Origin of the sequence: Rhodococcus sp. IEGM 1318 (assembly GCF_033142465.1) — a bacterium.
In the GTDB taxonomy this organism is placed as follows: Bacteria; Actinomycetota; Actinomycetes; order Mycobacteriales; family Mycobacteriaceae; genus Rhodococcus_F; species Rhodococcus_F qingshengii_B.
In genome coordinates this window covers 272,365-292,717 of sequence record NZ_JAWLSC010000002.1, presented here as the reverse complement: position 1 = coordinate 292,717, position 20,353 = coordinate 272,365, and the positions used below count along the sequence as shown (strand labels likewise).

General features: G+C 62.2%; 18 protein-coding genes and 1 pseudogene. 12 read left to right on the top strand and 7 right to left on the bottom strand.

All coding sequences use genetic code 11. The features are described from left to right. Window positions 1-86: 86 nt before the first annotated feature. The 7 genes from R4P65_RS05600 (at window position 87) to R4P65_RS05570 (ending at window position 7,827) form a co-directional block, all read left to right on the top strand. Window positions 87-713: a TetR family transcriptional regulator gene (locus tag R4P65_RS05600; protein ID WP_019745323.1), complete on the top strand. Its 627-nt coding sequence runs from the start codon at window positions 87-89 to the stop codon at window positions 711-713. 193 nt (window positions 714-906) lie between these two features. After that, window positions 907-2,070, top strand: coding sequence for a steroid 3-ketoacyl-CoA thiolase (locus R4P65_RS05595; RefSeq protein WP_317825758.1), 1,164 nt, complete (start codon window positions 907-909; stop codon window positions 2,068-2,070). A gap of 34 nt (window positions 2,071-2,104) precedes the next feature. After that, a complete protein-coding gene (locus R4P65_RS05590) occupies window positions 2,105-4,285 on the top strand; it encodes an acyl-CoA dehydrogenase (protein WP_317825757.1) in 2,181 nt (726 codons plus the stop codon). 7 nt (window positions 4,286-4,292) lie between these two features. Further along, entirely contained in the window at window positions 4,293-5,495 is a 1,203-nt protein-coding gene (locus R4P65_RS05585; protein WP_317825756.1) for a lipid-transfer protein, read from the top strand. Further along, the gene (locus R4P65_RS05580; protein WP_317825755.1) at window positions 5,495-6,364 is read left to right on the top strand and encodes a MaoC/PaaZ C-terminal domain-containing protein; all 870 of its coding nucleotides are present in this window, start codon (window positions 5,495-5,497) and stop codon (window positions 6,362-6,364) included. Before R4P65_RS05585 ends, R4P65_RS05580 begins: the two co-directional genes overlap by 1 nt. Then, entirely contained in the window at window positions 6,364-7,014 is a 651-nt protein-coding gene (locus tag R4P65_RS05575; RefSeq protein ID WP_317825754.1) for a PaaI family thioesterase, read from the top strand. Before R4P65_RS05580 ends, R4P65_RS05575 begins: the two co-directional genes overlap by 1 nt. Window positions 7,015-7,038: 24 nt before the next feature. Then, window positions 7,039-7,827 carry an SDR family NAD(P)-dependent oxidoreductase gene (locus R4P65_RS05570; protein WP_317825753.1) on the top strand — a complete coding sequence of 263 codons (789 nt, stop codon included), beginning with the start codon at window positions 7,039-7,041 and terminating at the stop codon, window positions 7,825-7,827. A 104-nt stretch (window positions 7,828-7,931) separates the two neighbouring features. On the opposite strand, the gene R4P65_RS05565 is transcribed toward R4P65_RS05570, so the two are convergent. Continuing rightward, window positions 7,932-8,531: an SHOCT domain-containing protein gene (locus R4P65_RS05565; RefSeq protein ID WP_317825752.1), complete on the bottom strand. Its 600-nt coding sequence runs from the start codon at window positions 8,529-8,531 to the stop codon at window positions 7,932-7,934. A 427-nt stretch (window positions 8,532-8,958) separates the two neighbouring features. Between R4P65_RS05565 and R4P65_RS05560 the strand changes: the two genes are divergently transcribed. Next, window positions 8,959-9,114 (top strand): hypothetical protein, encoded by a 156-nt coding sequence (locus R4P65_RS05560; RefSeq protein ID WP_230815289.1) that lies wholly within the window; start codon window positions 8,959-8,961, stop codon window positions 9,112-9,114. Between the two features lie 42 nt (window positions 9,115-9,156). Here R4P65_RS05560 and R4P65_RS05555 read toward each other — a convergent pair whose 3' ends face one another. The 4 genes from R4P65_RS05555 to R4P65_RS05540 form a co-directional block, all read right to left on the bottom strand. After that, window positions 9,157-10,653 carry a DUF222 domain-containing protein gene (locus R4P65_RS05555; RefSeq protein WP_317825751.1) on the bottom strand — a complete coding sequence of 499 codons (1,497 nt, stop codon included), beginning with the start codon at window positions 10,651-10,653 and terminating at the stop codon, window positions 9,157-9,159. Between the two features lie 76 nt (window positions 10,654-10,729). Beyond that, entirely contained in the window at window positions 10,730-11,245 is a 516-nt protein-coding gene (locus R4P65_RS05550) for a nuclear transport factor 2 family protein (RefSeq protein ID WP_317825750.1), read from the bottom strand. 78 nt (window positions 11,246-11,323) lie between these two features. Further along, a complete protein-coding gene (locus R4P65_RS05545) occupies window positions 11,324-11,794 on the bottom strand; it encodes a nuclear transport factor 2 family protein (protein WP_230815292.1) in 471 nt (156 codons plus the stop codon). Then, the gene (locus tag R4P65_RS05540) at window positions 11,791-13,452 is read right to left on the bottom strand and encodes a class I adenylate-forming enzyme family protein (RefSeq protein ID WP_317825749.1); all 1,662 of its coding nucleotides are present in this window, start codon (window positions 13,450-13,452) and stop codon (window positions 11,791-11,793) included. The genes R4P65_RS05545 and R4P65_RS05540 overlap by 4 nt, the downstream gene beginning before the upstream one ends. A gap of 254 nt (window positions 13,453-13,706) precedes the next feature. On the opposite strand from R4P65_RS05540, the gene R4P65_RS05535 reads away from it, so the two are divergent. The 3 genes and pseudogenes from R4P65_RS05535 to R4P65_RS05525 all read left to right on the top strand — a co-directional run bounded on the left by R4P65_RS05535 (window position 13,707) and on the right by R4P65_RS05525 (window position 17,065). Then, window positions 13,707-15,338, top strand: a complete 1,632-nt coding sequence (locus R4P65_RS05535) for an AMP-binding protein (RefSeq protein ID WP_411742522.1) — start codon at window positions 13,707-13,709, stop codon at window positions 15,336-15,338. Beyond that, window positions 15,335-16,187 (top strand): annotated as a pseudogene (locus R4P65_RS05530) (SDR family NAD(P)-dependent oxidoreductase). Before R4P65_RS05535 ends, R4P65_RS05530 begins: the two are co-directional and overlap by 4 nt. Further along, complete coding sequence (locus R4P65_RS05525; protein WP_317825747.1) at window positions 16,184-17,065, top strand: LLM class F420-dependent oxidoreductase; 882 nt, start codon at window positions 16,184-16,186, stop codon at window positions 17,063-17,065. The pseudogene R4P65_RS05530 and the gene R4P65_RS05525 overlap by 4 nt, the downstream one beginning before the upstream one ends. 77 nt (window positions 17,066-17,142) lie before the next feature. Here R4P65_RS05525 and R4P65_RS05520 read toward each other — a convergent pair whose 3' ends face one another. Continuing rightward, window positions 17,143-17,706 (bottom strand): GtrA family protein, encoded by a 564-nt coding sequence (locus R4P65_RS05520; RefSeq protein ID WP_317825746.1) that lies wholly within the window; start codon window positions 17,704-17,706, stop codon window positions 17,143-17,145. A gap of 65 nt (window positions 17,707-17,771) precedes the next feature. Next, on the bottom strand, window positions 17,772-18,977 hold the full coding sequence (locus R4P65_RS05515) for an enhanced intracellular survival protein Eis (RefSeq protein ID WP_317825745.1): 1,206 nt from the start codon (window positions 18,975-18,977) through the stop codon (window positions 17,772-17,774). A gap of 135 nt (window positions 18,978-19,112) precedes the next feature. Here R4P65_RS05515 and R4P65_RS05510 point away from each other — a divergent pair, with 135 nt between their 5' ends. Continuing rightward, complete coding sequence (locus tag R4P65_RS05510; protein ID WP_317825744.1) at window positions 19,113-20,333, top strand: fatty acid desaturase; 1,221 nt, start codon at window positions 19,113-19,115, stop codon at window positions 20,331-20,333. The last annotated feature ends 20 nt before the right edge of the window (window positions 20,334-20,353 follow it).

Below are 20,353 nucleotides of genomic sequence, written 5' to 3'. Positions count from 1 at the left end.
AGGTCCCACTGAGCGGGCAATATGCCGAGATGGGTGGTCCAGGTGAGAGAATTAGCGCGGTCGTTCGCGGCCGGGACACATAATCGATGATGGGGGCGACGTTGCCGAGAATTGCCGAGGTCAGGGACGCTGCTGAGCCCAGTTCGGACGAGCAGCGGGCGCGCCATGTGCGGATGCTGGAAGCGGCCGCCGAATTGGGGACCGAGAAAGAACTCTCGCGGGTTCAGATGCACGAAGTTGCCAAGCGGGCAGGCGTGGCCATCGGCACTCTCTACCGTTATTTCCCTTCGAAGACGCACCTCTTCGTCGCTGTGATGGTCGAGCAGATCGATCAGATCGGCGACAGTTTTGCCAAGCATCAGGTGCAGTCGGCCAATCCGCAGGACGCGGTGTACGAGGTCCTGGTGCGCGCGACTCGCGGGTTACTGCGTCGGCCGGCCCTTTCGACTGCGATGCTGCAGTCGTCCAGTACCGCCAACGTCGCGACGGTGCCGGACGTGGGCAAGATCGATCGCGGCTTCCGGCAGATCATCCTCGATGCGGCCGGGATCGAGAACCCGACCGAGGAAGACAACACCGGGTTGCGTCTGCTGATGCAGCTGTGGTTCGGGGTCATCCAATCGTGCCTCAACGGTCGAATTTCCATCCCGGATGCGGAGTACGACATCCGCAAGGGGTGCGACCTGCTTTTGGTGAATCTCTCACGACACTGACGTGACCTCGCCCCTTCTCGGGGTGGGTTCGTCATGTCCTCAAAATTGAAATCAATTCTATTATTCGAGTCAGACTTGGTTCAAAGATGACGTTCATTCCGGCATTGCCCTGACATCATCAATAGAATACATTACAGAAAAGCTGACGGTGAGTCAGCTCACCGACCGAAAACTCCACGAAGGAGCGCACATCATGGGTCATGCAGTCATCGTCGAGGCCGCTCGGACACCGATCGGCCGTCGTCGCGGCGCCCTGGCGGGACTGCACCCCGCCGAGATTCTGGGAGCAGCACAGCTCGGCGTTCTCGAACGGGCAGGCGTCGCACCGGAAGACATCGGACAGATCATCGGTGGCTGTGTCACGCAGGCGGGTGAGCAGTCCAACAACGTCACGCGGCAGGCGTGGCTGCACGCCGGATTGCCATACAGCACCGCGGCAACCACTATCGACTGCGCCTGTGGATCTGCCCAGCAGGCAGTGCATTTGATTTCCGGCCTGATTTCGTCGGGTCAGATCTCGGCCGGTATCGGTTGCGGCGTCGAGGCTATGAGCCGTGTGTTCCTGGGTCAGGCAAATGCGCCCGGAACGGGAAACCCGTACCCGGACGACTGGACCATCGACATGGGTGACCAGTTCACTTCTGCGCAGCGTATTGCCGAGAAGCGTGGCATCACGCGCGCCGACGTGGACGCCTTCGGTCTCGAGTCGCAGCGCCGCGCAGCCCAGGCCTGGGTGGAAGGCCGTTTCGACCGCGAGATCGTTCCCGTCAAGGCTCCGGTGGTGGACAAGGAAGGTACGCCCACCGGCGAGATCGCCACTGTCACGCGCGATGGTGGGCTGCGTGAGACGACAGCGGAAGCGCTCGCCGGGCTCAAGCCGGTCATCGAGGGCCATATCCACACCGCCGGCAACTCGTCGCAGATCAGCGACGGCGCCGCAGCAGTGTTGCTGATGAGTGAAGAGCGCGCACAGGAACTGGGATTGAAGCCGCGCGCGCGGATCGTCGCGTCCGGCATGGTCGGATCCGATCCCTTCTATCACCTGGACGGACCGATCGAGTCCACCCAGATGGTGCTCGACAAGGCTGGAATGACTCTGAACGACATCGATCTCGTCGAAATCAACGAAGCGTTCGCCTCGGTAGTGCTCTCCTGGGCGCAGGTTCACGACGCAGATCTGTCCAAGGTCAACGTCAACGGCGGTGCGATCGCACTCGGGCATCCCGTCGGTTCGACCGGCGCTCGTCTGATCACGACCGCGCTGCATGAACTCGAGCGCTCGAACAAGTCCACGGCGCTGGTCACGATGTGCGCCGGTGGAGCTCTCTCGACCGCCACCATCATCGAACGCATCTGACCCGCACTCACACTGTCGAATTGACGAGGTAGACATGACCATTGGATTGAGTGAAGAAGATCGTGACCTCCGCGACTCCGTACGGGGCTGGGCGGCGCGTCACGCAACACCCACCGCTATCCGTGAAGCGGTCGAGGCGAAGGTCGAAACCCGCCCCCAACTCTGGAACGGGCTTGCCGAGCAGGGACTTCTCGGACTACACGTCGCCGAGGAATTCGGCGGCGCCGGATACGGATTAGTCGAGCTCGCGATTGTCGTCGAGGAACTCGGGCGCTCCATGGTTCCCGGCACGTTCCTGCCGACAGTCGTGGTCAGCGCCGTTCTCAGCGACGCCGGAGTCACCGCGCCGCTGGCCGGACTGGTCGACGGCAGCACACTCGGAGCCGTTGCACTGCAGCCGGGTTCGCTGAAGATCACCCGTGACGGCGACACCGCCACCCTCAGCGGAACGTCCAGCCAGATTCTCGGTGGCCATGTCGGCGACGTGTTCCTCCTCGCGACGGACAGCGGATTCGTTCTGCTCGGACGTGACCGCCTCGAGGTCACGGACTTGGCCAGCTACGACGTCGTGCGTCGTAACTCCGAAGTCACCGTCGACGGTTTGGTCCTCACCGATTCAGAGATCCTCACCATCGATACCCAGCGTGTACTCGACATTGCCGCAACACTGTTCGCGGCCGAGGCATCAGGCTTGGCCGACTGGGCAGTCACGACGTCGGCTGAGTACGCGAAGGTGCGTCAGCAGTTCGGTCGCCCGATCGGCCAGTTCCAGGGTGTCAAACACAAGGCTGCCCGGATGCTCGCTCTTGCCGAGCAGGCGCGCGTCTGCGCCTGGGACGCTGCCCGCGCACTGACGCCCGCCAACGGCGTCGGTGCCGAAGAGGCTTCTCTCGCAGCAGCCGTCGCCGGAGCTACGGCCCTCGAAGCCGGTTTCTCCGTCACACGTGACTGCATCCAGGTGCTCGGTGGAATCGGCTACACGTGGGAGCACGACTCGCACCTGTACCTTCGCCGCGCGCAGTCCCTGCGAATTCTGCTGGGTTCCACGGCATCCTGGCGCCGTCGGGTTGCCGAGCTGACCATTGCCGGTACCCGTCGCGTGCTCAGCATCGAGTTGCCGCCCGAGGCCGAGGCGATCCGCGCGGACATCCGCGCCGAGCTCGCACCGGCTTTGGACCTCGAAGGTGCCGCGCAGAAGACGTATCTCGCGGAAAAGGGCTACACCGCACCACACTTCACGGCTCCGTGGGGCAAGTCCGCGGACGCTGTCAGTCAGCTGGTCATCGCCGAAGAACTACGTGCAGCGAAGATCAAGCCGCACGACATGATCATCGGCAACTGGGTCATCCCGACGCTCATCGCGCACGGCAACGAAGAGCAGCTCGCCAAGTTCGTCCCGCCGTCACTGCGCGGCGACATCGTCTGGTGTCAGCTCTTCTCCGAGCCCGGCGCAGGTTCCGACCTCGCCGCGCTGAGTACAAAGGCCACCAAGGTCGACGGTGGCTGGAAGTTGCAGGGCCAGAAGGTGTGGACGTCGATGGCACGCGACGCGCACTGGGGAATCTGCCTCGCGCGCACCGACGCCGACGCCCCCAAGCACAAGGGCCTGTCCTACTTCCTGATCGACATCAAGAACAGCGGCCTCGACATTCGCCCGCTTCGCGAGATCACCGGTGAAGCACTGTTCAACGAAGTCTTCTTCGACGACGTCTTCGTCCCCGACGAGTGCCTGGTCGGCGAGCCGGGGGACGGCTGGAAGCTCGCTCGCACCACACTGGCCAACGAGCGTGTCTCGCTGTCCAACGACTCGTCTCTCGGATCGGGCGGTGAGGCTCTTCTGAGCCTGGTCGACGGACTACCCGGTGGTATCGACGACGAGCAGCTGACGGTTCTCGGAAAGGTGCTGTGCGACGCGCAATCCGGCGGTCTGCTCGGTCTGCGAACCACGCTGCGCTCGCTTACAGGCGCGCAACCGGGGGCTGAGTCCTCGGTGGCGAAGCTGATCGGGGTCGAACACATCCAGCAGGTCTGGGATGTGGCGATGGAGTGGGCTGGTCCCAGTTCCCTTCTGGGCAATCAGCATCGGATGTCTGCGACGCAGATGTTCCTGAACTCGCAGTGCATGTCCATCGCGGGTGGTACAACCAATGTTCAGCTCAACATCATCGGTGAGCGAATCCTGGGTCTGCCTCGTGACCCCGAACCGGGAAAGTGACCTGCACATGAGCAATCGCACCTTCGTCATCGGCGTGGGCATGACCAAGTTCGAGAAGATCGAGACCCGCGACTGGGAATACCCGGACATGGTGACCGAAGCCGTCTCGAATGCACTCACCGATGCCGGGATCAGCTACGGCCAGATCCAGCGTGCTGCAGTCGGTTACGTGTTCAACGTGTCGACAGCAGGCCAGCGTGCCCTGTACGAAACGGGTCTGTCCGGTATCCCGATCTTCAACGTCAACAACAACTGCGCCACCGGCTCGACGGCACTGATGATGGCGCGCGAGTGGGTCCAGGCCGGACAAGCGGACTGCGCACTGGCCGTTGGCTTCGAAAAGATGACCAAAACGGCGCTGACCGGCAACGGTGAGATGCCCAAGGTCACCACTTTGGACTCGCAGCTGAAGATCATGGTCGAGGACTACGGCTTCGCCCGATCACCCATGACAGCTCAGTTGTTCGGTAATGCCGCCGTCGAGCACATGAAGAAGTACGGCACCACGGTCGAGCAGATTGCAGCCGTGGCGGTCAAGAACCACAAGCACTCGGTCAACAATCCGTATGCGCAGTTCCGTGACGAGTACACCCTCGAACAGGTACTCGGCGACAAGATGATTCACGAGCCGCTGACGCGCTCGCAGTGTTCACCGACTTCGGACGGTGCCGGTGCTGCCGTCGTCGTGAGTGAGAAGTTCGTCCGTGAGCACGGACTCGAGGATCGTGCGATCGAGATCGTCGCTCAGGCCATGACCACCGACACCGAGGCAGCGTTTGCCGAGAAGTCGATGATCGACGTGGTCGGCGCGCCGATGACGGCTGCGGCCGCCGAGCAGGTCTTCGCCGAAGCCGGCATCAGCATCGACGACGTCGATGTCATCGAACTGCACGACTGCTTCGCGATCAACGAGATCATCACCTACGAAGGTCTCGGAATGTGCGGCGCCGGTGAAGGCGGAAAGCTCGTCGAGTCCGGTGCGACTACGTACGGCGGCCAGTGGGTCGTCAACCCGTCTGGCGGTCTGATCTCGAAGGGCCACCCGCTGGGTGCCACCGGGCTGGCACAGTGCGCCGAACTCACGTGGCAGCTTCGCGGGACCGCGGACGCTCGCCAGGTCGAAGGCGCGCGAATCGGATTGCAGCACAACCTCGGGCTGGGCGGCGCGTGCGTCGTGACCGTCTACCGAGCCGGAACTTTGGAGAACTGATGGCTATCGATCTCGAGGTGGCGTTGTCCGCCGAACCGACTGTGCGCGAAGCGTCGTGGACCGACCGCGACGTCATGCTCTACCAGTTGGGGCTCGGCGCCGGCGTGAACGCTCTGGATCCCGCCGAGCTCACCTGGGTGTACGAAAAGGGTCTGAAGGTACTCCCGACGTTTGCAATGGTTTCAGGTCAGGGAGTTTCGGCGGGTGTACTGCCCGCACCGTCGATGAGTATGCCGGGAATCGACATCGACCTCCGCAAGATTCTGCACGGTGGGCAGTCGCTGACACTTCACGCGCCGATCCCGTCGACGGGTGCCGCTCGTATTTCCTCCCGGGTCGCCGACGTCTGGGACAAGGGAAAGGCAGCTGTGATCGTTCTCGAGACCGCGGCGCACGACCTTGACGGGAACCCGTTGTGGACCACCGGAATGCAGATCTGGGCGCGCGGAGAAGGCGGATTCGGTGGTGGCACCGGTCCCGAAGTTGTTGCCGGGGTGCCTGATCGAGCACCGGACAAAGTACTGACGTCGAGCACGAGTCCCTCACAGGCGCTGGTGTACCGACTCAGTGGAGACATGAACCCGCTGCACGCTGATCCCTCCTTCGCGAAGATGGCGGGATTCGACGCTCCGATTCTGCACGGTCTGGCGTCGTACGGCATCGTCTGCAAGGCAGTGGTAGACGGAATTCTCGACGGAGATCCGACGCGGGTGAAGAACTACTCGGTGCGGTTCGCCGGTTCGCTGTTCCCCGGCGAATCCATCACCACCTCGGTATGGCAGGACGGCAACACACTGACCTTGGCGGCGACGTGCCCCGAACGCGAGAACTCCCCGGTTCTCACACACGCAACAATGGAGATCAACTGATGGACCTGGGCACCCACCCCACAACAGCCACACACCCGGGCGGCACGATTTTGACGTCGCCGCCTCAGGACGCCCCGGTGGACCGGGCGACGGCAGCGGCCCGTCGCGTTGTCGACGCGATGCTGCGCACCGACCGCGGAAACGCCAACCTGGACCGGGTTGCGGAGGAACTCAACAGCATTGCCGAGCACCTCGAGCAGCACTCACCCGAGGTGGCCGAGCGCTTGATCGACATGTGGAACGGCGAGGGCGTGACTCGACACGATCCGGTGACCGGCCTCGAGAATGCCATTGCGCCGCCGCTCGTTCTGGAAGGGCTCGCTGACGGGTCGGTGCAGGGAGTGGTCACGTTGACGCTGCCGTACCAGGGCCCTCCTGGCCATGTACACGGCGGTGTTTCGGCGTTGCTGCTCGATCACGTTCTCGGCGTCGCGAACGCCTGGGGTGGAACTTCCGGCATGACAGCACAATTGAGCACTCGGTACCATCGCCCGACTCCGCTGTTCGAGCCCCTCACGATCAGCGGCAAATTCCTTTCCAAGGACGGCCGCAAGATCCACACCGTCGGTGAGATCAAGACTGCAGACGGCGAATTGTGTGTGTCGGTAGAGGGACTGTTCATCGACAAGACCGTGCCACGCCCCAGATAGGGGTTCTGACGAAGGAGGGCCCCTGTGGGCAAACTCGACGGACGTGTAGCAGTGGTCACCGGTGCCGGTATGGGCATCGGGCGTGGAGTGGCAGGCGCGTTCGCGCGTGAAGGCGCGTCGGTGCTGGTTGCCGAGATCGACGAGGCAGCGGGCCTCGAAACCACCCAGTGGTTGCGGGACGAATGGGGCGCGGAGGCGGAGTTCATCCGCACCGACGTCACTGACAAAGAGCAGGTTGTTACCATGGTCGACCGGGCTGTCGAGCGGTTCGGACGCCTCGACATTCTGGTCAACAATGCCTGGCGGACTTTCGGTTTCGCTCGGTTCGAGAAGATGACCGACGAGCAGTTGCGCGGCGGTTTCGACATGGCGGTGATGGCGGCTTTCTGGGCCATGCAGGCTGCACTACCGGAACTCGAGCGTCACGGCACGGGCCGCGTGATCAACATGTGCAGCCTCAACGGCGTCAACGCCCACATGTATTCGGTGCAGTACAACGCGGCCAAGGAAGCTTTGCGGACGCTCACTCGAACCGCCGCTCGTGAGTGGGCTCCTCGGCACGTGAACTGCAACGTCATCTGCCCCGGCGCGCAGAGCGCGGCGTACAAGCGTGTCGCCGAAGCCAATCCGGAGAACGTAGCAGTGATGGCCGCCCAGAACCCGATGGGGCGGATCGGCGATCCTCTCGACGATATCGGCCCCGTTGCGGCCTTCCTGGCGAGTGACGACAGCCGTTACGTCACCGGCAACACTCTCTTCGTCGACGGTGGTGGGCACATCAACGGGGTGCAGTGGGCGCCGACCGTCGACTGATCGACCGTTGCTGCGCTCGTGCGTTTTGGAAGTTCAGAAAATTTCCAACATTTGTGTTTCCGCCCGCCACTTCGGTGGCGGGCGGATCTATCAACCCGCCGATCTCACATTCTTGCGAGGATGTCCGCTTTCTTCTGGGCGAACTCGTCTTCGGTGAGGATTCCAGCGTCGCGGAGCTGACCGAGCTTCGTGAGCTGCTCGATCGCGTCCGGCGCGGTTGTCATTGGCGGGGCCGCTTCTGGCGGTGATGCAGGCACCGCGGGTGCGGGGTTGGAGGTGAAATGCCGGGTGTTGGCCATCGTGTGCGCGTTGATGCGTGCCTGGTTTGCGACCTCGTTGATGATGTTCACCGCCTCGCGCGGGTTCGGAACGTCGTTCAAGATCACCTGCTCGACCCTGGACGCACGTTGGACATGCACGACGACGTCGCCAACGCCACGCGTCTTCTGAGTGAGTGACTGCCTGAGATCTATGTCGAACAGCTGATTCGTCGGCACTTGCTGTGCATTTGTTGTGAGTGTTCCTCGCTCAAAGAAGAGCGTCGTTGCGGTCAGGCGGTAGCGACCGCCGCCGATGCCCGTGAGTGGCTGCCCCTTCGCAGACCAGAGAACTCCCGGCGCACCTTCGAGGGCGGACGCCTCAGAGGATGACCGAGCCGTGAAATCCTGCGTCGCTGACCTGATTCGATTGGCAAATCCGTTCATTCAGGAAGTCGCTTGATCGTCGACTACCAGTTGCCACCCGCCGGGTGCTGGCGGCCATGACGGGTCTGGCACCCACCCTTCGTAGGGCAGCCAGCCCTCAGGGGCGCCGGGCCATCCGGGGGCTGGGTTGAATCGCGGTGCCATGTGCTGCCCTCTGTTCGTGAAGTTGCGTCTTTCCGGTATCAAACCAGACGGGAGGTTCGTTACAGCTAGGTCGGTCGAGTTTGCGCATTCTGATACTTCTCCCGGCGGCTCGCGCGGAGTCCAGTGGCGCGTGGCGCTGATCCCACGACGACCATCGCTCCATCGCTACCTTCTTGGCGAGTGGCGTAAATACCGACTCGGGGGGACGGCGAAACTCGTCGCCGGCGACGTAGTCTGAGTTCAGATACAGCGGGAACTCGCTTCGGAGGAGAAGAGGCTCGGAATGTCCGAATGGGTGAAGAAGGTCGAAGCTGAAGCCAAGGGGCTCCTCGCCGAGGCAGAAGAAGAGCTGACCGTCCTCGAAGGTGTCGACACCATAGATCCGCTTGCCGAAGACGATCCGGCCACAGACGACGACACCAAGCCGACGTCAGACTGATCCTGGCGACGCGCCTCGGTACTCCTTCCGGCCGCTTGGCATTCAGAACGGTGGCGGGTCGTCCCCGTAATCGATGGGTTCATGGTTGACGTGCGGTGAATTCCGCAGCCTACTTTGAACGTGCTTCTCTGCTCGTTTCTGAATCCGTCCGCGCTGGTTATTGCGTTCGCTCTGGATACGGGCAGCCTTGTTCTCCGCTCGAGTCCGCCGATTTCGACCACCTTGCGGCGGTATCAGTTCGTGCAGGCCGGCCATCAACCCTGCGGGTCGCGTTCGGTAACTGTGCCCGGTCGGCGACGTCAGTGACATGGTTCGATCTTCGTTCGGCGCGAACCGCCACCGGTCGGAATGCTTGAGGCGATGATGATTGCGGCAGAACGCACTCATATTCGACTCGACTGTCTTGCCGCCGCGCTCGGGGGCGCCATGATGGAACGGTTCATTGTGGTCGAGGTCGGAATTCCAGGCCGGGACATCACAATGCAGCCACTGGCAGCTGCCCGCGATGATCCGCAACCACGTATCGAGTACTGCACCTGGCCGGTAGACGTGTGCCGACGCCGCCACCGGTTCGGTGGCGACATCAGCGGGAACGCGGACCTTTCGAATGACGGCGTCCTGTGCGATGTCGCGGGCATGCTCAGCGCTGATCACTCCATACCCGTCCAGGTGGGCGGGCTCGCCGCCACCGTGCAGAGTCGCATCAGTCATCACAACGTGGACCACGGGGCGACGAACGACAACAGCACCCCGACGATCCTGTGGGCAATCAGCTCGGCCACAGTTACACGGCAAGAACGGTGATCCGTTGGTCAACTCGAAGAGCGCGTCGGCTCGCCGTTGCTCGTAGGTTCGCGAGTCGTGTCGGCACACCGACATTGCCAACTCGCGCAACCGGCCGTCGAATGCCCGAGCCTGCTCGGCCGGAACGCTTCCCAAGATCTTGGCCATCCCGTCCTCGGCGGCACTGACCCCGACGAACCGATCGGTGAGAGCGCGACGTCGACGTTCTCGCATGCCTTCCGGGTCCACCATCGCCACGATCCGATCGATCGCCGCCGTCAGTCGCCTTCCCGTCAAGCCGGTTCCGCCGGCAACCGCTGGTGCGAGAACCTGTTCGAGCAGTAGTCGTTCGACCTCGTCGATCAACTCGTCTTTCACGTTCGCCGTTGCCGAATCGATCAAACCCACGCGGTGTAGATCCAACTCGCCACGCGCCATCGCCGCTCGAGTGCGATGCAAACGGGTCTTCAACGAGAAACCCAACCCGATCAACTTCCCGGCAGCTGCGCGACCCATCGTGAGCGTCGCACCGATTTCCGATTCCGCCAGCTCGTGCGCGGTCGACGACCAGGTCCCACTGGCTACATGCTCTGAGCTTCGCCGCGAAAAGAATTCGGCAACGACTGCGAGCTTGCGTTCGACCAGCATCGCCTCGCATGCATGCAGATCGGTCATGAGATCAACCAGGGCACAATCAGTTTCGGTACCTGTCAGCTGTGCTGAGATACCGAAAAGCTCCGTCGCGGGGTTGAACATCCCTTCATTCTATTCGAATAAGTGTTCGAATAGAATCGAATCCTCAAATCAGTCGGAAAAGTCCGATTTCTGAATCTCAGTGCATCACAAGGGTTTGCCGTAATTCTGTCAGAGGATCCGAGGCATCTCGTCGCCCGCGCGGACCAGGCCCCTCGGGGTTGACGAAGCGACCCTCGTCCGAGCGGGTCCACTCTCGTACGGCCCATCGCTCCTTGATAGCCCAACGTCCCTCACGTCGCTCCATGTGGTCGATGAATCGCGCACCGCTGGTGAAGTTGACCATCCCGATATCTTCGGAGCCGCCCCAATGTGTGGACATCGAGTAGGCCTCGCTGATCGCCTGGTCGCCGTGCAGTTCGATCAGATGATTGCCGATGTGGTGCATCGTGCCGCCGATCGCCGAGAGTTTCGGTGTGACCCAGGCGATGTACTCGTCGATGTTGCCGTCGAAGCCGGTGTGATGGTCGACCGCATCCGGATGGTACGCGCTGCGGACGAGATCGAAGTCGAGGCGATCGATGCCGCGGCAATACGTCAAAACAACCTCACGAATAGCCTGCTTGTCGACGAGATCCTGCAGTGCCCGGTCCATGTCACGCCTCCCTGATGCTGGTCGTCCAGTCGAGTCTCGAGACCCAAAACGTTGACGCAGATTCTCACAGTCCTTCCTCTACAGTGCCCGCTTGGCGTGGGCGGACATGTCGCCCATGTTGTCCATACAGAAGAGCCTCGAGTTGAACTGCCACGTTCCGTCGACGCAGGTGAAGCGATCGAAGTAGCGCCCCGACAAAATGGGTTGCAGGGCAAGATCTTCGGTACCTTGTATGACCGTGACGTACGAGAGTGCCGTCGCTGATGCGCCGTCGACCGCGATCCGCGTGTTGGTCAGCAGATGTTTGGTTCGTGGAACCGGCGGCTCGTCGTACATCCGAATGAAGCCGCTGCAGGCTGCGAACACTGCCTCGGCGTCGGACGAAATGACTGTGGTGGCAACCCCGTCCGGTCCGCACTGCCCGTAGTCGGACTGGGCGAACAGTGCGGCGACTTCACGCAATCTGCCCTGATCGATCAGATGCGTGTACTCACAGAGCAGGTCGCGGATCGCCGACTCGGCAACGATCCGTGACAGCTCCGCGGTCATACGGTGATCTCGCGCCGAACCATCTTGCCGGTTGCATTGCGAGGCAGCAGATCGCTGGTGATGCGCCACTTCGACGGCACCTTGAAGTAGGACAGTCGCTCGGCGGCGTAGTCACGCAGCTCCGCCTCCGTGGTCTCCGCTCCGGGACGCAGGACCACCACGGCGGACACTTCCTGGCCGAGGTCGGGATGTGGCATGCCGATGACAGCGCACTCGATCACGTCGGGGTGCTCGTCGAGCGTCTGCTCGATCTCGGTGGGGTAGACGTTCTCGCCACCACGCAGGATCAGGTCGGAACGACGACCGGTGAGACGGAGACGTCCGTTCTCGATGACACCGAAATCGCCGGTGCGGAGCCAGCGTCCGGGTGCGATTGCAGACTCGGTCGCCTCGTCGTTCTCCCAGTATCCGAGCATGACGAACGGGCTGCGCACGCACACTTCACCTTCGATGCCGTCCGGCAGCCACTCGCCGAAGGGATCGCGAATCTCCATCGAGACGGTGATGATCGGACGTCCGAGAGTGCCTGGGAACTCTTCGAGTTCGGCGCCGACGGCGACCGCAATGGCGGTGCTGCATTCGGTGAGACCGTAGCTGTCGACCAGAGCATTGCGTGCGAACGGCACCTGCTCCTTGAGGCGTTCTTTGAACGCGGGCGACGACGGCGCAGACGCCAGCGAGAATGCGGTCAACGAAGAGACGTCGTACTTGGCGATGTTGCCGTGCTCGAGTAGCCGCGATGCCATCGTGGGGACAGCACCCCAGTTGGTGACGCGCTCGCGTTCGACCAGTCCGAGCACCTTGTCGACGTCGAAGCCGCCCTCTGTCAGGATGACGGCGCTGCCGGTCGCGAGACGGGGGACCACCAGATTGTGCAGGCTGGCGATGTGGAAGAGCGGGGAGGTGAGTAGATAACGCAGTGGGCTCGGCTTGGAAGCGTCGTACTCACGGCCGGTGAATGCGGCGCCGATCGCGTCGCTGTACTTGTGGTAGTCGACGACGGCCATCACGTTGCGGTGCGAATGGAGTGCGCCCTTGGGGCGGCCGCTGGTACCACTGGTGAACAGGATGACGGCGGGGTCGTCCTCGTCGATGTCGGTGCTCGGCACGTCGGAGCCTGCATACTCCGCGATGAGCGCGGGCAGATCCTCTTCCATGGTGAGGACCGTGATGTCTGCCGGCAGTTCGGGGAGGGCGGCGCCGCGCTTGGCATCCACGACCAGAACCTTCGGACGTGAGAGCTCGATCCCGTGAGTGACCTCGCGCGGAACCCACCAACCGTTGAGACCGACTGCGATCGCGCCGAGCGCCTGCGTCGCGAAGAACGTCATGACCCATTCGGGAGTGTTGGCAGCGAGGATGCCCACACGGTCGCCCTTGCAGACTCCGTACTTGTCCCGCAGAGCAGTTGCCAGCGCGGCAACGGAATCGGCATGCTCGGTGAAAGAGATTCGACGATCGCTGGTGACGAGATAGTCGCCGTCGCCCCAGGCGCGAGATGCCGAGATGAGTTCACCGATGGCGTGACCGCGGTTCTTCATCACAGGCATGACGGTGCCGAGAACCTCTTCTTCGACGATCTCGAATGGCCCACCTGGACCGGTGAGGCGTGAGACCGCCTGGTCCAGAAGCAACTGCGGATCTGCGGGGGCAGTCATGGAATGGCCTTTCGTATTGTGGCGCTTTTCACGTCACAAAATCTCACGAGAAAATCATATCTGTGGCGGCGGTTACCACTGAGCGAGACTGGGACGGTTCCGGCTCTGAGGCGTCGATACGTTCGAGTCGTATCGCAGTTGGAGTAATCGACATTCCGATATCGACTAGGACACAGGACACGATGACGAACACCGCCACCGAAGCATCTTCGAATGCAGCTCTTGCAGCTCCTCAGCGCGAGGACGTCGCGCAGATGTTGATCGACCGTCTCGGTGATCAGCACCTGGGCCTGCGGACGCGGACGCAGGACTGGAGCTGGGACGAGGTGGTGCGCGAGAGCGCAGCGCGCGGCTCGCTGGCGAAGTCGCTTCGCGCGCCCGGACCGTTTCACATCGGAGTACTTCTCGAGAACGATCCCGAGTTCCTGTTCTGGCTCGGCGGCGCGGCCCTGACCGGGGCCACGATCGTCGGCATCAATCCGACCAGGCGTGGAGCTGAACTCGAGGCCGAGGTTCGGTACGTCGACTGCCAGCTGATCGTCACCGACAAAGCGGGCTACGAGAAGTTGTCCGGCCTTGACCTCGGACTGACCGAAGACCGTTTCGTTCTGGTCGACGACGCGTCATACCCGGACAAGATTTCCGCTCACCAGGTCGAGTCGCCTCAGGTCGACCTCGGTGTCGACGCGTCGACGCTGTTCTTGCTTCTCTTCACCTCGGGCACCACCGGAATGTCCAAGGCAGTGCGGTGCAGTCAGGGGCGTCTGACGCGGTTGGCCTACGCGAACTGCGCCAAGTACGACATCGACCGCGACGACATCTGCTACTGCTGCATGCCGCTCTTCCACGGCAACGCATTGATGGCTCTGTGGGCGCCGGCCCTTTCGCAGGGAGCTACGGTCTGCCTCGTTCGTAAGTTCACCGCCTCGGGATTCATGCCGGACGTCCGGTTCTACGGCGCAACATATTTCACCTATGTTGGTAAGGCGTTGGGGTATCTCATGGCGACGCCGGAACTGCCCGACGACATCGAGAACACCCTCACTCACGGCTTCGGGACCGAGGCGTCGCCGGGAGACAAGGCAGAGTTCATCCGCCGTTTCGGTGCACAGCTTTTCGAGGGATACGGTTCGAGTGAAGGTGCCGGTTCGGTGGTGCTCGATCCGAACCAGCCTGCCGGCGCACTGGGCCGTCCCGCGAACGAGAACATCGTCATCGTCGATCCCGATACCCGCGAAGAGCGACCCCGCGCAATCCTCGACGAGCACTCTCACGTGCTGAACCCCGACGAAGCCATCGGCGAGATGGTCGACAAGGCCGGATCGAAGAAGTTCGAGGGGTACTACAAGAACGAAGACGCGATAGCCGAGAAGATTCGCCACGGTTGGTACTGGACAGGCGATCTCGGCTACGTCGACGAGGCCGGGTTCATCTACTTCGCTGGTCGCAAGGGTGACTGGATCCGCGTCGACGGTGAAAACACGTCGGCGTTGATGATCGAGCACATCTTGCGTCGCCACCCCAAGGTGATTGCAACGGGTGTCTTCGCGGTGCCGGATCCGCGATCGGGTGATCAGGTGATGGCTGCGATCGAGGTCGCCGATTTTGCTGATTTCGACCCGGTCGAGTTCGCGGCTTACCTTGCCGCGCAGGCGGATTTGGGTACGAAGGCGGCACCGCGGTTCGTTCGCGTTTCGACGGACCTGCCGGTCACAGGGTCCAACAAGGTGCTCAAGCGTGAATTGCAGGCCGACCGCTGGCGTACCGACGAACCGGTGTTCCACTGGGTGGGCCGTGGCACCCCCGAATACACGTTGATGACCGAAGCTGACGTGGTGAACCTGGAGAAGGAGTTCGAGACTCACGGCCGCACGCGGTTCCTATGACACGGCCGCACGCGGTTCCTGTGAGTGGAGTTGCGCTGGTCACCGGCGCTTCCCGAGGGATCGGCCGAGAGTGCGCGCTTGCCTTCGCGCGCGCCGGATTCGACGTTGCAATCACTGCTCGCACCGTTCGTGAAGGAGAGGGGCGGGCTGCTCCGCGAACGAGGCAGGGCGAGCAAGTGATTCCGGTGCCCGGCAGCCTGGAGACGACGGTCGCCGAGATCGAGGCCTTCGGTGTGCGAGCGTTGGCCGTCCCGATGGACCTGCTCGATCTGGCCTCCGTCCGAGCTGCCGGAACACGGGTTCTGACGGAGTGGGGACACGTCGACGTGTTGGTGAACAACGCCTACGCACAGACGGTCGGAAACATGGACCGGGTGCTCGACATCGAGATCGACGACGCTCAGGCGATGGTGATCGGGAATTATCTGCACCAACTCGCTCTGGTTCAGGTGATACTCCCGTCGATGATCAAAAGTGGCAACGGCGTAGTGGTCAACTTGGCATCGGGCTCGGCGACCATGGATCCGCCTGCGCCGCCCGGCGAGGGTGGTTGGGGTTTGTCGTACGCCGCGTCGAAGGCGTCGTTCGGACGTATCGCCGGAGCGATCAACTCCGAGTATCGAAACGCCGGAATCAAAGCGTTCAACCTGAGTCCGGGATTTGTCATCACGGAATCAGGGAAAGCCCGCGGTGGCGCGGAAGCAATAGTGGAAGCCGGATTTGCGGCCACACCGGCATCCGTACCCGCTGCAGCGGCGGTGTGGCTTGCAACAGATCGATGCGGACCGGTTCCTCGGTCGCGTCGTGGACGGTCCGAAATTGATGGCGACACTGGAGGAAACGGTATGAAGCTCGGCGTAGTCGTTCCGGTCGAATTGGGTCGAAGTGGAGACCCTGATTGGATTCTGCAATTCGCCCGTGCGGCTGAATCGTTGGGTTTCGACGAGATCTCGGCTGTGGAGCACTCGGTGGTCATCGCCGACACCGAGAGTGAATACCCCTATTCTCCGACCGGCAAGTCGCATCTTCCCGATGACTGCGACATCCCGGATCCGCTTGAACTGCTCTCGTTCGTGGCCGGCGCCACAAACACTTTGGGTCTGTCGACCGGAGTTCTGGTGCTGCCCAATCACAATCCGGTAGTGCTTGCCAAGCGCTTGGCGACGCTTGATCGACTTTCGGGGGGGCGCCTGCGCATCTGCCTCGGACTGGGCTGGATGAAGGAAGAGATCGAAGCGTGCGGCGGTGACTTCGAGCGTCGTGGCAAGGTTGCCGACGAGGCAATCGCGGTGATGCGCACACTCTGGGCAGGCAAGGAAGCGGTCGACTTCGACGGTGACTTCTTCTCGTTCAAGGGTGCATACAGCTGGCCGAAGCCTCACTGCGAGTCGGGAGTTCCGCTCTATATCGGTGGACACAGTCTCGCGGCCGCGAGGCGAGCAGGCCGGTTGGGTGACGGTTTCCAGCCGCTGGGACTTGTTGGTGAAGACCTCGACAAGGCCGTTGCAGCGATGAAAGCTGCTGCGGTCAAGGTCGACCGAGATCCCGCCGACGTCTCGCTCGTTCTCGGTGCGACATTACCCAGACTCGACGAAGCAAAGCTGGACTGGGCACGCGGTTTGGGAGCCGATCGAATCGTGCTGTCCGCCAGCCGTCGTGGCACGTCGTTGGAACTGATCATCGACGAGATGGTCGAATGCTCGAAGCGCTTGGGGCTCGGAGCGTAGTCCTTCGTCTGATCAGGGATGCGCCAGCCCATTCAGGACCATCGCGCTGACGAAGGCCGCGTTGTCGGTCGGGGAAGTCAGTCGAGGGTGGTGGCGTCGGTTGTCGGCGTCTTGGCGCCAGGAGTCGCTTCGATGTCGAGAACGACCTGGCTGTCGGTGGCGTCTTCGGGAAAGACGTACCGGCGCATGGCCCACCAGCGGAAGGCCGTCGCCAGCAGGGTCCCGATGATCGATCCGCTGATGAAGTCCGCGAAATTCTCCATCAACACCGATACCTCGGGTTGACGCAGGTGGAACACGTACCTGGAGGTCCAGAGCGGTACCTGGTTGATGGCCAAACCGATACCCGCGACGATGAAGAACAGCGCAGCCTCGTGATGGCGCTGTCTACCACCGCGCTGAGCGAACGACCACTCGCGGTTCAGGACGTAGGACAGAACCGTCGCGATCAGGACCGCGAGGATGTTGGCCGTCACCGGGTGCTGAGGCAGAACCGTCCACTTGATGCCGAAGAACAGCACCGTGGTGACGATGAAGGCGATGCCGCCGACCACCAGGAACTTGAGCATTTCTGCGTGCGGCAGGACGCGCACGAGAACCCGCTCAGGAAGCCTATTGACCATCTTTTCGACAAACGCCATTGTTCGAGGCTAACCCTGAATACGGTCGAGGGCACAAATCGTCGACGCTCGTGTCGGCAAGATCATCAGAATCCGTACCCGAGGATAGCCGGCTTCGACGTGCTGAACGCGAAGTCGAGATTCTGGATCTCCTGCGAATCAGTTGCCTGGAGTCTGTGCGCCGCAGCAAAGACCTTGGCCTGGTGCTCGCCGAGGTACAGGCTGCTCAGAACGTCGGCGGGCATCGTGATCGCAGGCTCGGCGTCGGTGGCCGTGCAGGTGGCCTTGCCACCCTTGACTCGAAGTGTGAAAGTCCCGCCGGCCTTCAGGAACGGATCATCGATCTTGATGACGGTGTCCAGGTCAGCAGCGTATTCACGAGCCTCGAGCGCCGCGGGCACGTCCATGATGCGAAGCCACAGACGATCGGAACGCGCAGTGGTCCGGGCGAGGCGGTAGTCGGTGAGCATCAACCGTAGGGGATCAGCGGGATGTTGGCGTGTCTCGATCCGGGTGACGAGGTCGAGGCCGCAGATCGTGCGCCACAGCGCCGCGTGCGCATCTTCGGTGATCGTCACGAACTCGTCGATCCGGGCGATGCTGTCGCGGCCCTCGCTCGTGTGCCGGTAAGCGATGTATCCGTCCGCGTGTGTCAGAAAGAACAGTCCGGAGGCGCCGTCACGATCCTCGGACGGGTCGGCGAACATGTGATCCCACAGTGGTTGCGGACGTACCTGCGCGCCGGGGGTTTGCAGTCGCCAGCGGTCGTAGATTTCGGGAAGAAGCGTTGTGGCAGCCTTGACGTCGACAATCGACACACCGCCGTTGTCGGGTACCTCCGGGCGGAACTGCGCGAAGCGTCGATCGAGGGTGATGCCCTCACTGACGGTTGCCGGGCCGTATCCGAAGCGGTTGTAGATGCCGGCCTCGCTGGCCGTCAGCGCTGCAAGCGGAGCGCCGGTCGACTCGATATGGGCGTGAAGTGCAGTGAACATCGAGCGTAGGACGCCGCGACGACGATGAGTCGGGGCGACGGATACCCAGGTGATACCGCGCGTGGGGAGTTGGCGTCCGCCGGGCACGGTGAATTCCATGTCGATCTCGATAGCCACGCCGACAGGTACGTCACCGTCGACGGCAAGGATGATGTCCTCGGGCTTGTAGAGCGCCTTTGTCAGCTCGCTGACTGCGGGAGACGGATGAAAACCGAACCCCACCGAGTCGAGTAGTTGGAGAGCCGGCCAGTCACTCTCGGTAGCGGTGCGGATGGTGATCTTGTTTTCGGGGCTCACGTATATCGACTCTGGCATAGATTGCACGAAGACGCACATGAATATCGGAGCCGACGTTTCTTCACCGACTCCCAGGGGTACCGCCCGACGGACCAGTCCTGCGGCATGGAGAAAAACCGATACGGAGAAAACACTGTGGCGATCACCGACATCAAAGAATATGCCCACCTCACCGAGGATGACGTCGAGGCGCTCGGGCGTGAACTGGACGCCATTCGGGTCGATATCGAGGAGAAGCGCGGCGCGCACGATGCTCGATACATCCAGCGGACAATCGCGTTTCAACGCTCTCTGATGGTGGCCGGCCGCATCGTCTTGTTCGCCAGCAAGAAGAAGCCTGCCTGGATTCTGGGGACTGCGCTCCTGGGGGTCGGCAAGATCATCGAGAACATGGAACTCGGCCACAACATCATCCACGGCCAGTGGGACTGGATGAACGATCCCGAGATTCACTCGAGCAACTGGGAGTGGGACAACACCTGCCCGTCCTCGGGATGGAAGCACTCGCATAACTTCACTCATCACAAGTTCACCAACATCGTCGGACTGGACAACGACGTGGGCTACGGAATCATGCGCGTCACGCGCGATCAAAAGTGGCATGCCGACTACCTCTTTCAACCGATCACGAATTTTGTGCTCGCGACCCTCTTCGAGTGGGGAGTGGCACTGCATCACCTCGAAACGGACAAACTCCGCAAGGGTGAGGTGAAGTGGTCCGAGAAATCGGAGATGGCCAAGGACGTCGGTAAGAAGATCGCGCGTCAGGTGGCGAAGGATTACATCCTGTTCCCCGCCCTGACCGGCCCGGCGTGGAAGACCACGTTGACGGCGAACGTCGTTGCGAACCTCATCCGAAACTACTGGAGTTACGCCGTCATCTTTTGCGGGCACTTTCCCGACGGTGCCGAGAAGTTCACGCTCGAGGAATTCGAGAACGAATCGCGTGCTCAGTGGTACCTACGACAGATGCTGGGCTCCGCCAACTTTCACGCCGGCCCGGTCATGGCCTTCATGAGCGGCAACCTCTGCTACCAGATCGAGCATCACTGCTTCCCGGATCTGCCGAGCAATCGGTACTCGGAAATCGCGGTGCCGTTGCGCGACCTGTGTGACAAGTACGACCTCCCGTACACGACCGGGCCGCTGTGGAAGCAGTACGGATTGACGCTGCGCACCATCTGGAAGTTGTCGCTGCCCAACAGGTTTCTCTCGGCTTCCCAGGACGATGCTCCGGAGACACACTCGGAGTTGAAGTTCCGCATCCGAGGCGGAATCAAGGAAGTGTTCGGCGTCGATCCGCAGACCGGTAGGCGGCGTGGCTTGCGAACTGCGATCGCGATGGTGTCGAGCTGATCAGATGAGCGTTGGCAGTT

What these genes read in the sequence shown, in the direction of transcription:
- R4P65_RS05520 (WP_317825746.1), bottom strand. Translation starts at nt 17,706, where the DNA reads ATGGCGTTTGTCGAAAAGATGGTCAATAGGCTTCCTGAGCGGGTTCTC.
- R4P65_RS05560 (WP_230815289.1), top strand. Translation starts at nt 8,959, where the DNA reads ATGTCCGAATGGGTGAAGAAGGTCGAAGCTGAAGCCAAGGGGCTCCTC.
- R4P65_RS05580 (WP_317825755.1), top strand. Translation starts at nt 5,495, where the DNA reads ATGGCTATCGATCTCGAGGTGGCGTTGTCCGCCGAACCGACTGTGCGC.
- R4P65_RS05600 (WP_019745323.1), top strand. Translation starts at nt 87, where the DNA reads ATGATGGGGGCGACGTTGCCGAGAATTGCCGAGGTCAGGGACGCTGCT.
- R4P65_RS05535 (WP_411742522.1), top strand. Translation starts at nt 13,707, where the DNA reads ATGTTGATCGACCGTCTCGGTGATCAGCACCTGGGCCTGCGGACGCGG.
- R4P65_RS05575 (WP_317825754.1), top strand. Translation starts at nt 6,364, where the DNA reads ATGGACCTGGGCACCCACCCCACAACAGCCACACACCCGGGCGGCACG.
- R4P65_RS05590 (WP_317825757.1), top strand. Translation starts at nt 2,105, where the DNA reads ATGACCATTGGATTGAGTGAAGAAGATCGTGACCTCCGCGACTCCGTA.
- R4P65_RS05585 (WP_317825756.1), top strand. Translation starts at nt 4,293, where the DNA reads ATGAGCAATCGCACCTTCGTCATCGGCGTGGGCATGACCAAGTTCGAG.
- R4P65_RS05550 (WP_317825750.1), bottom strand. Translation starts at nt 11,245, where the DNA reads ATGGACCGGGCACTGCAGGATCTCGTCGACAAGCAGGCTATTCGTGAG.
- R4P65_RS05525 (WP_317825747.1), top strand. Translation starts at nt 16,184, where the DNA reads ATGAAGCTCGGCGTAGTCGTTCCGGTCGAATTGGGTCGAAGTGGAGAC.
- R4P65_RS05595 (WP_317825758.1), top strand. Translation starts at nt 907, where the DNA reads ATGGGTCATGCAGTCATCGTCGAGGCCGCTCGGACACCGATCGGCCGT.
- R4P65_RS05545 (WP_230815292.1), bottom strand. Translation starts at nt 11,794, where the DNA reads ATGACCGCGGAGCTGTCACGGATCGTTGCCGAGTCGGCGATCCGCGAC.
- R4P65_RS05565 (WP_317825752.1), bottom strand. Translation starts at nt 8,531, where the DNA reads ATGAACGGATTTGCCAATCGAATCAGGTCAGCGACGCAGGATTTCACG.
- R4P65_RS05555 (WP_317825751.1), bottom strand. Translation starts at nt 10,653, where the DNA reads ATGTTCAACCCCGCGACGGAGCTTTTCGGTATCTCAGCACAGCTGACA.
- R4P65_RS05540 (WP_317825749.1), bottom strand. Translation starts at nt 13,452, where the DNA reads ATGACTGCCCCCGCAGATCCGCAGTTGCTTCTGGACCAGGCGGTCTCA.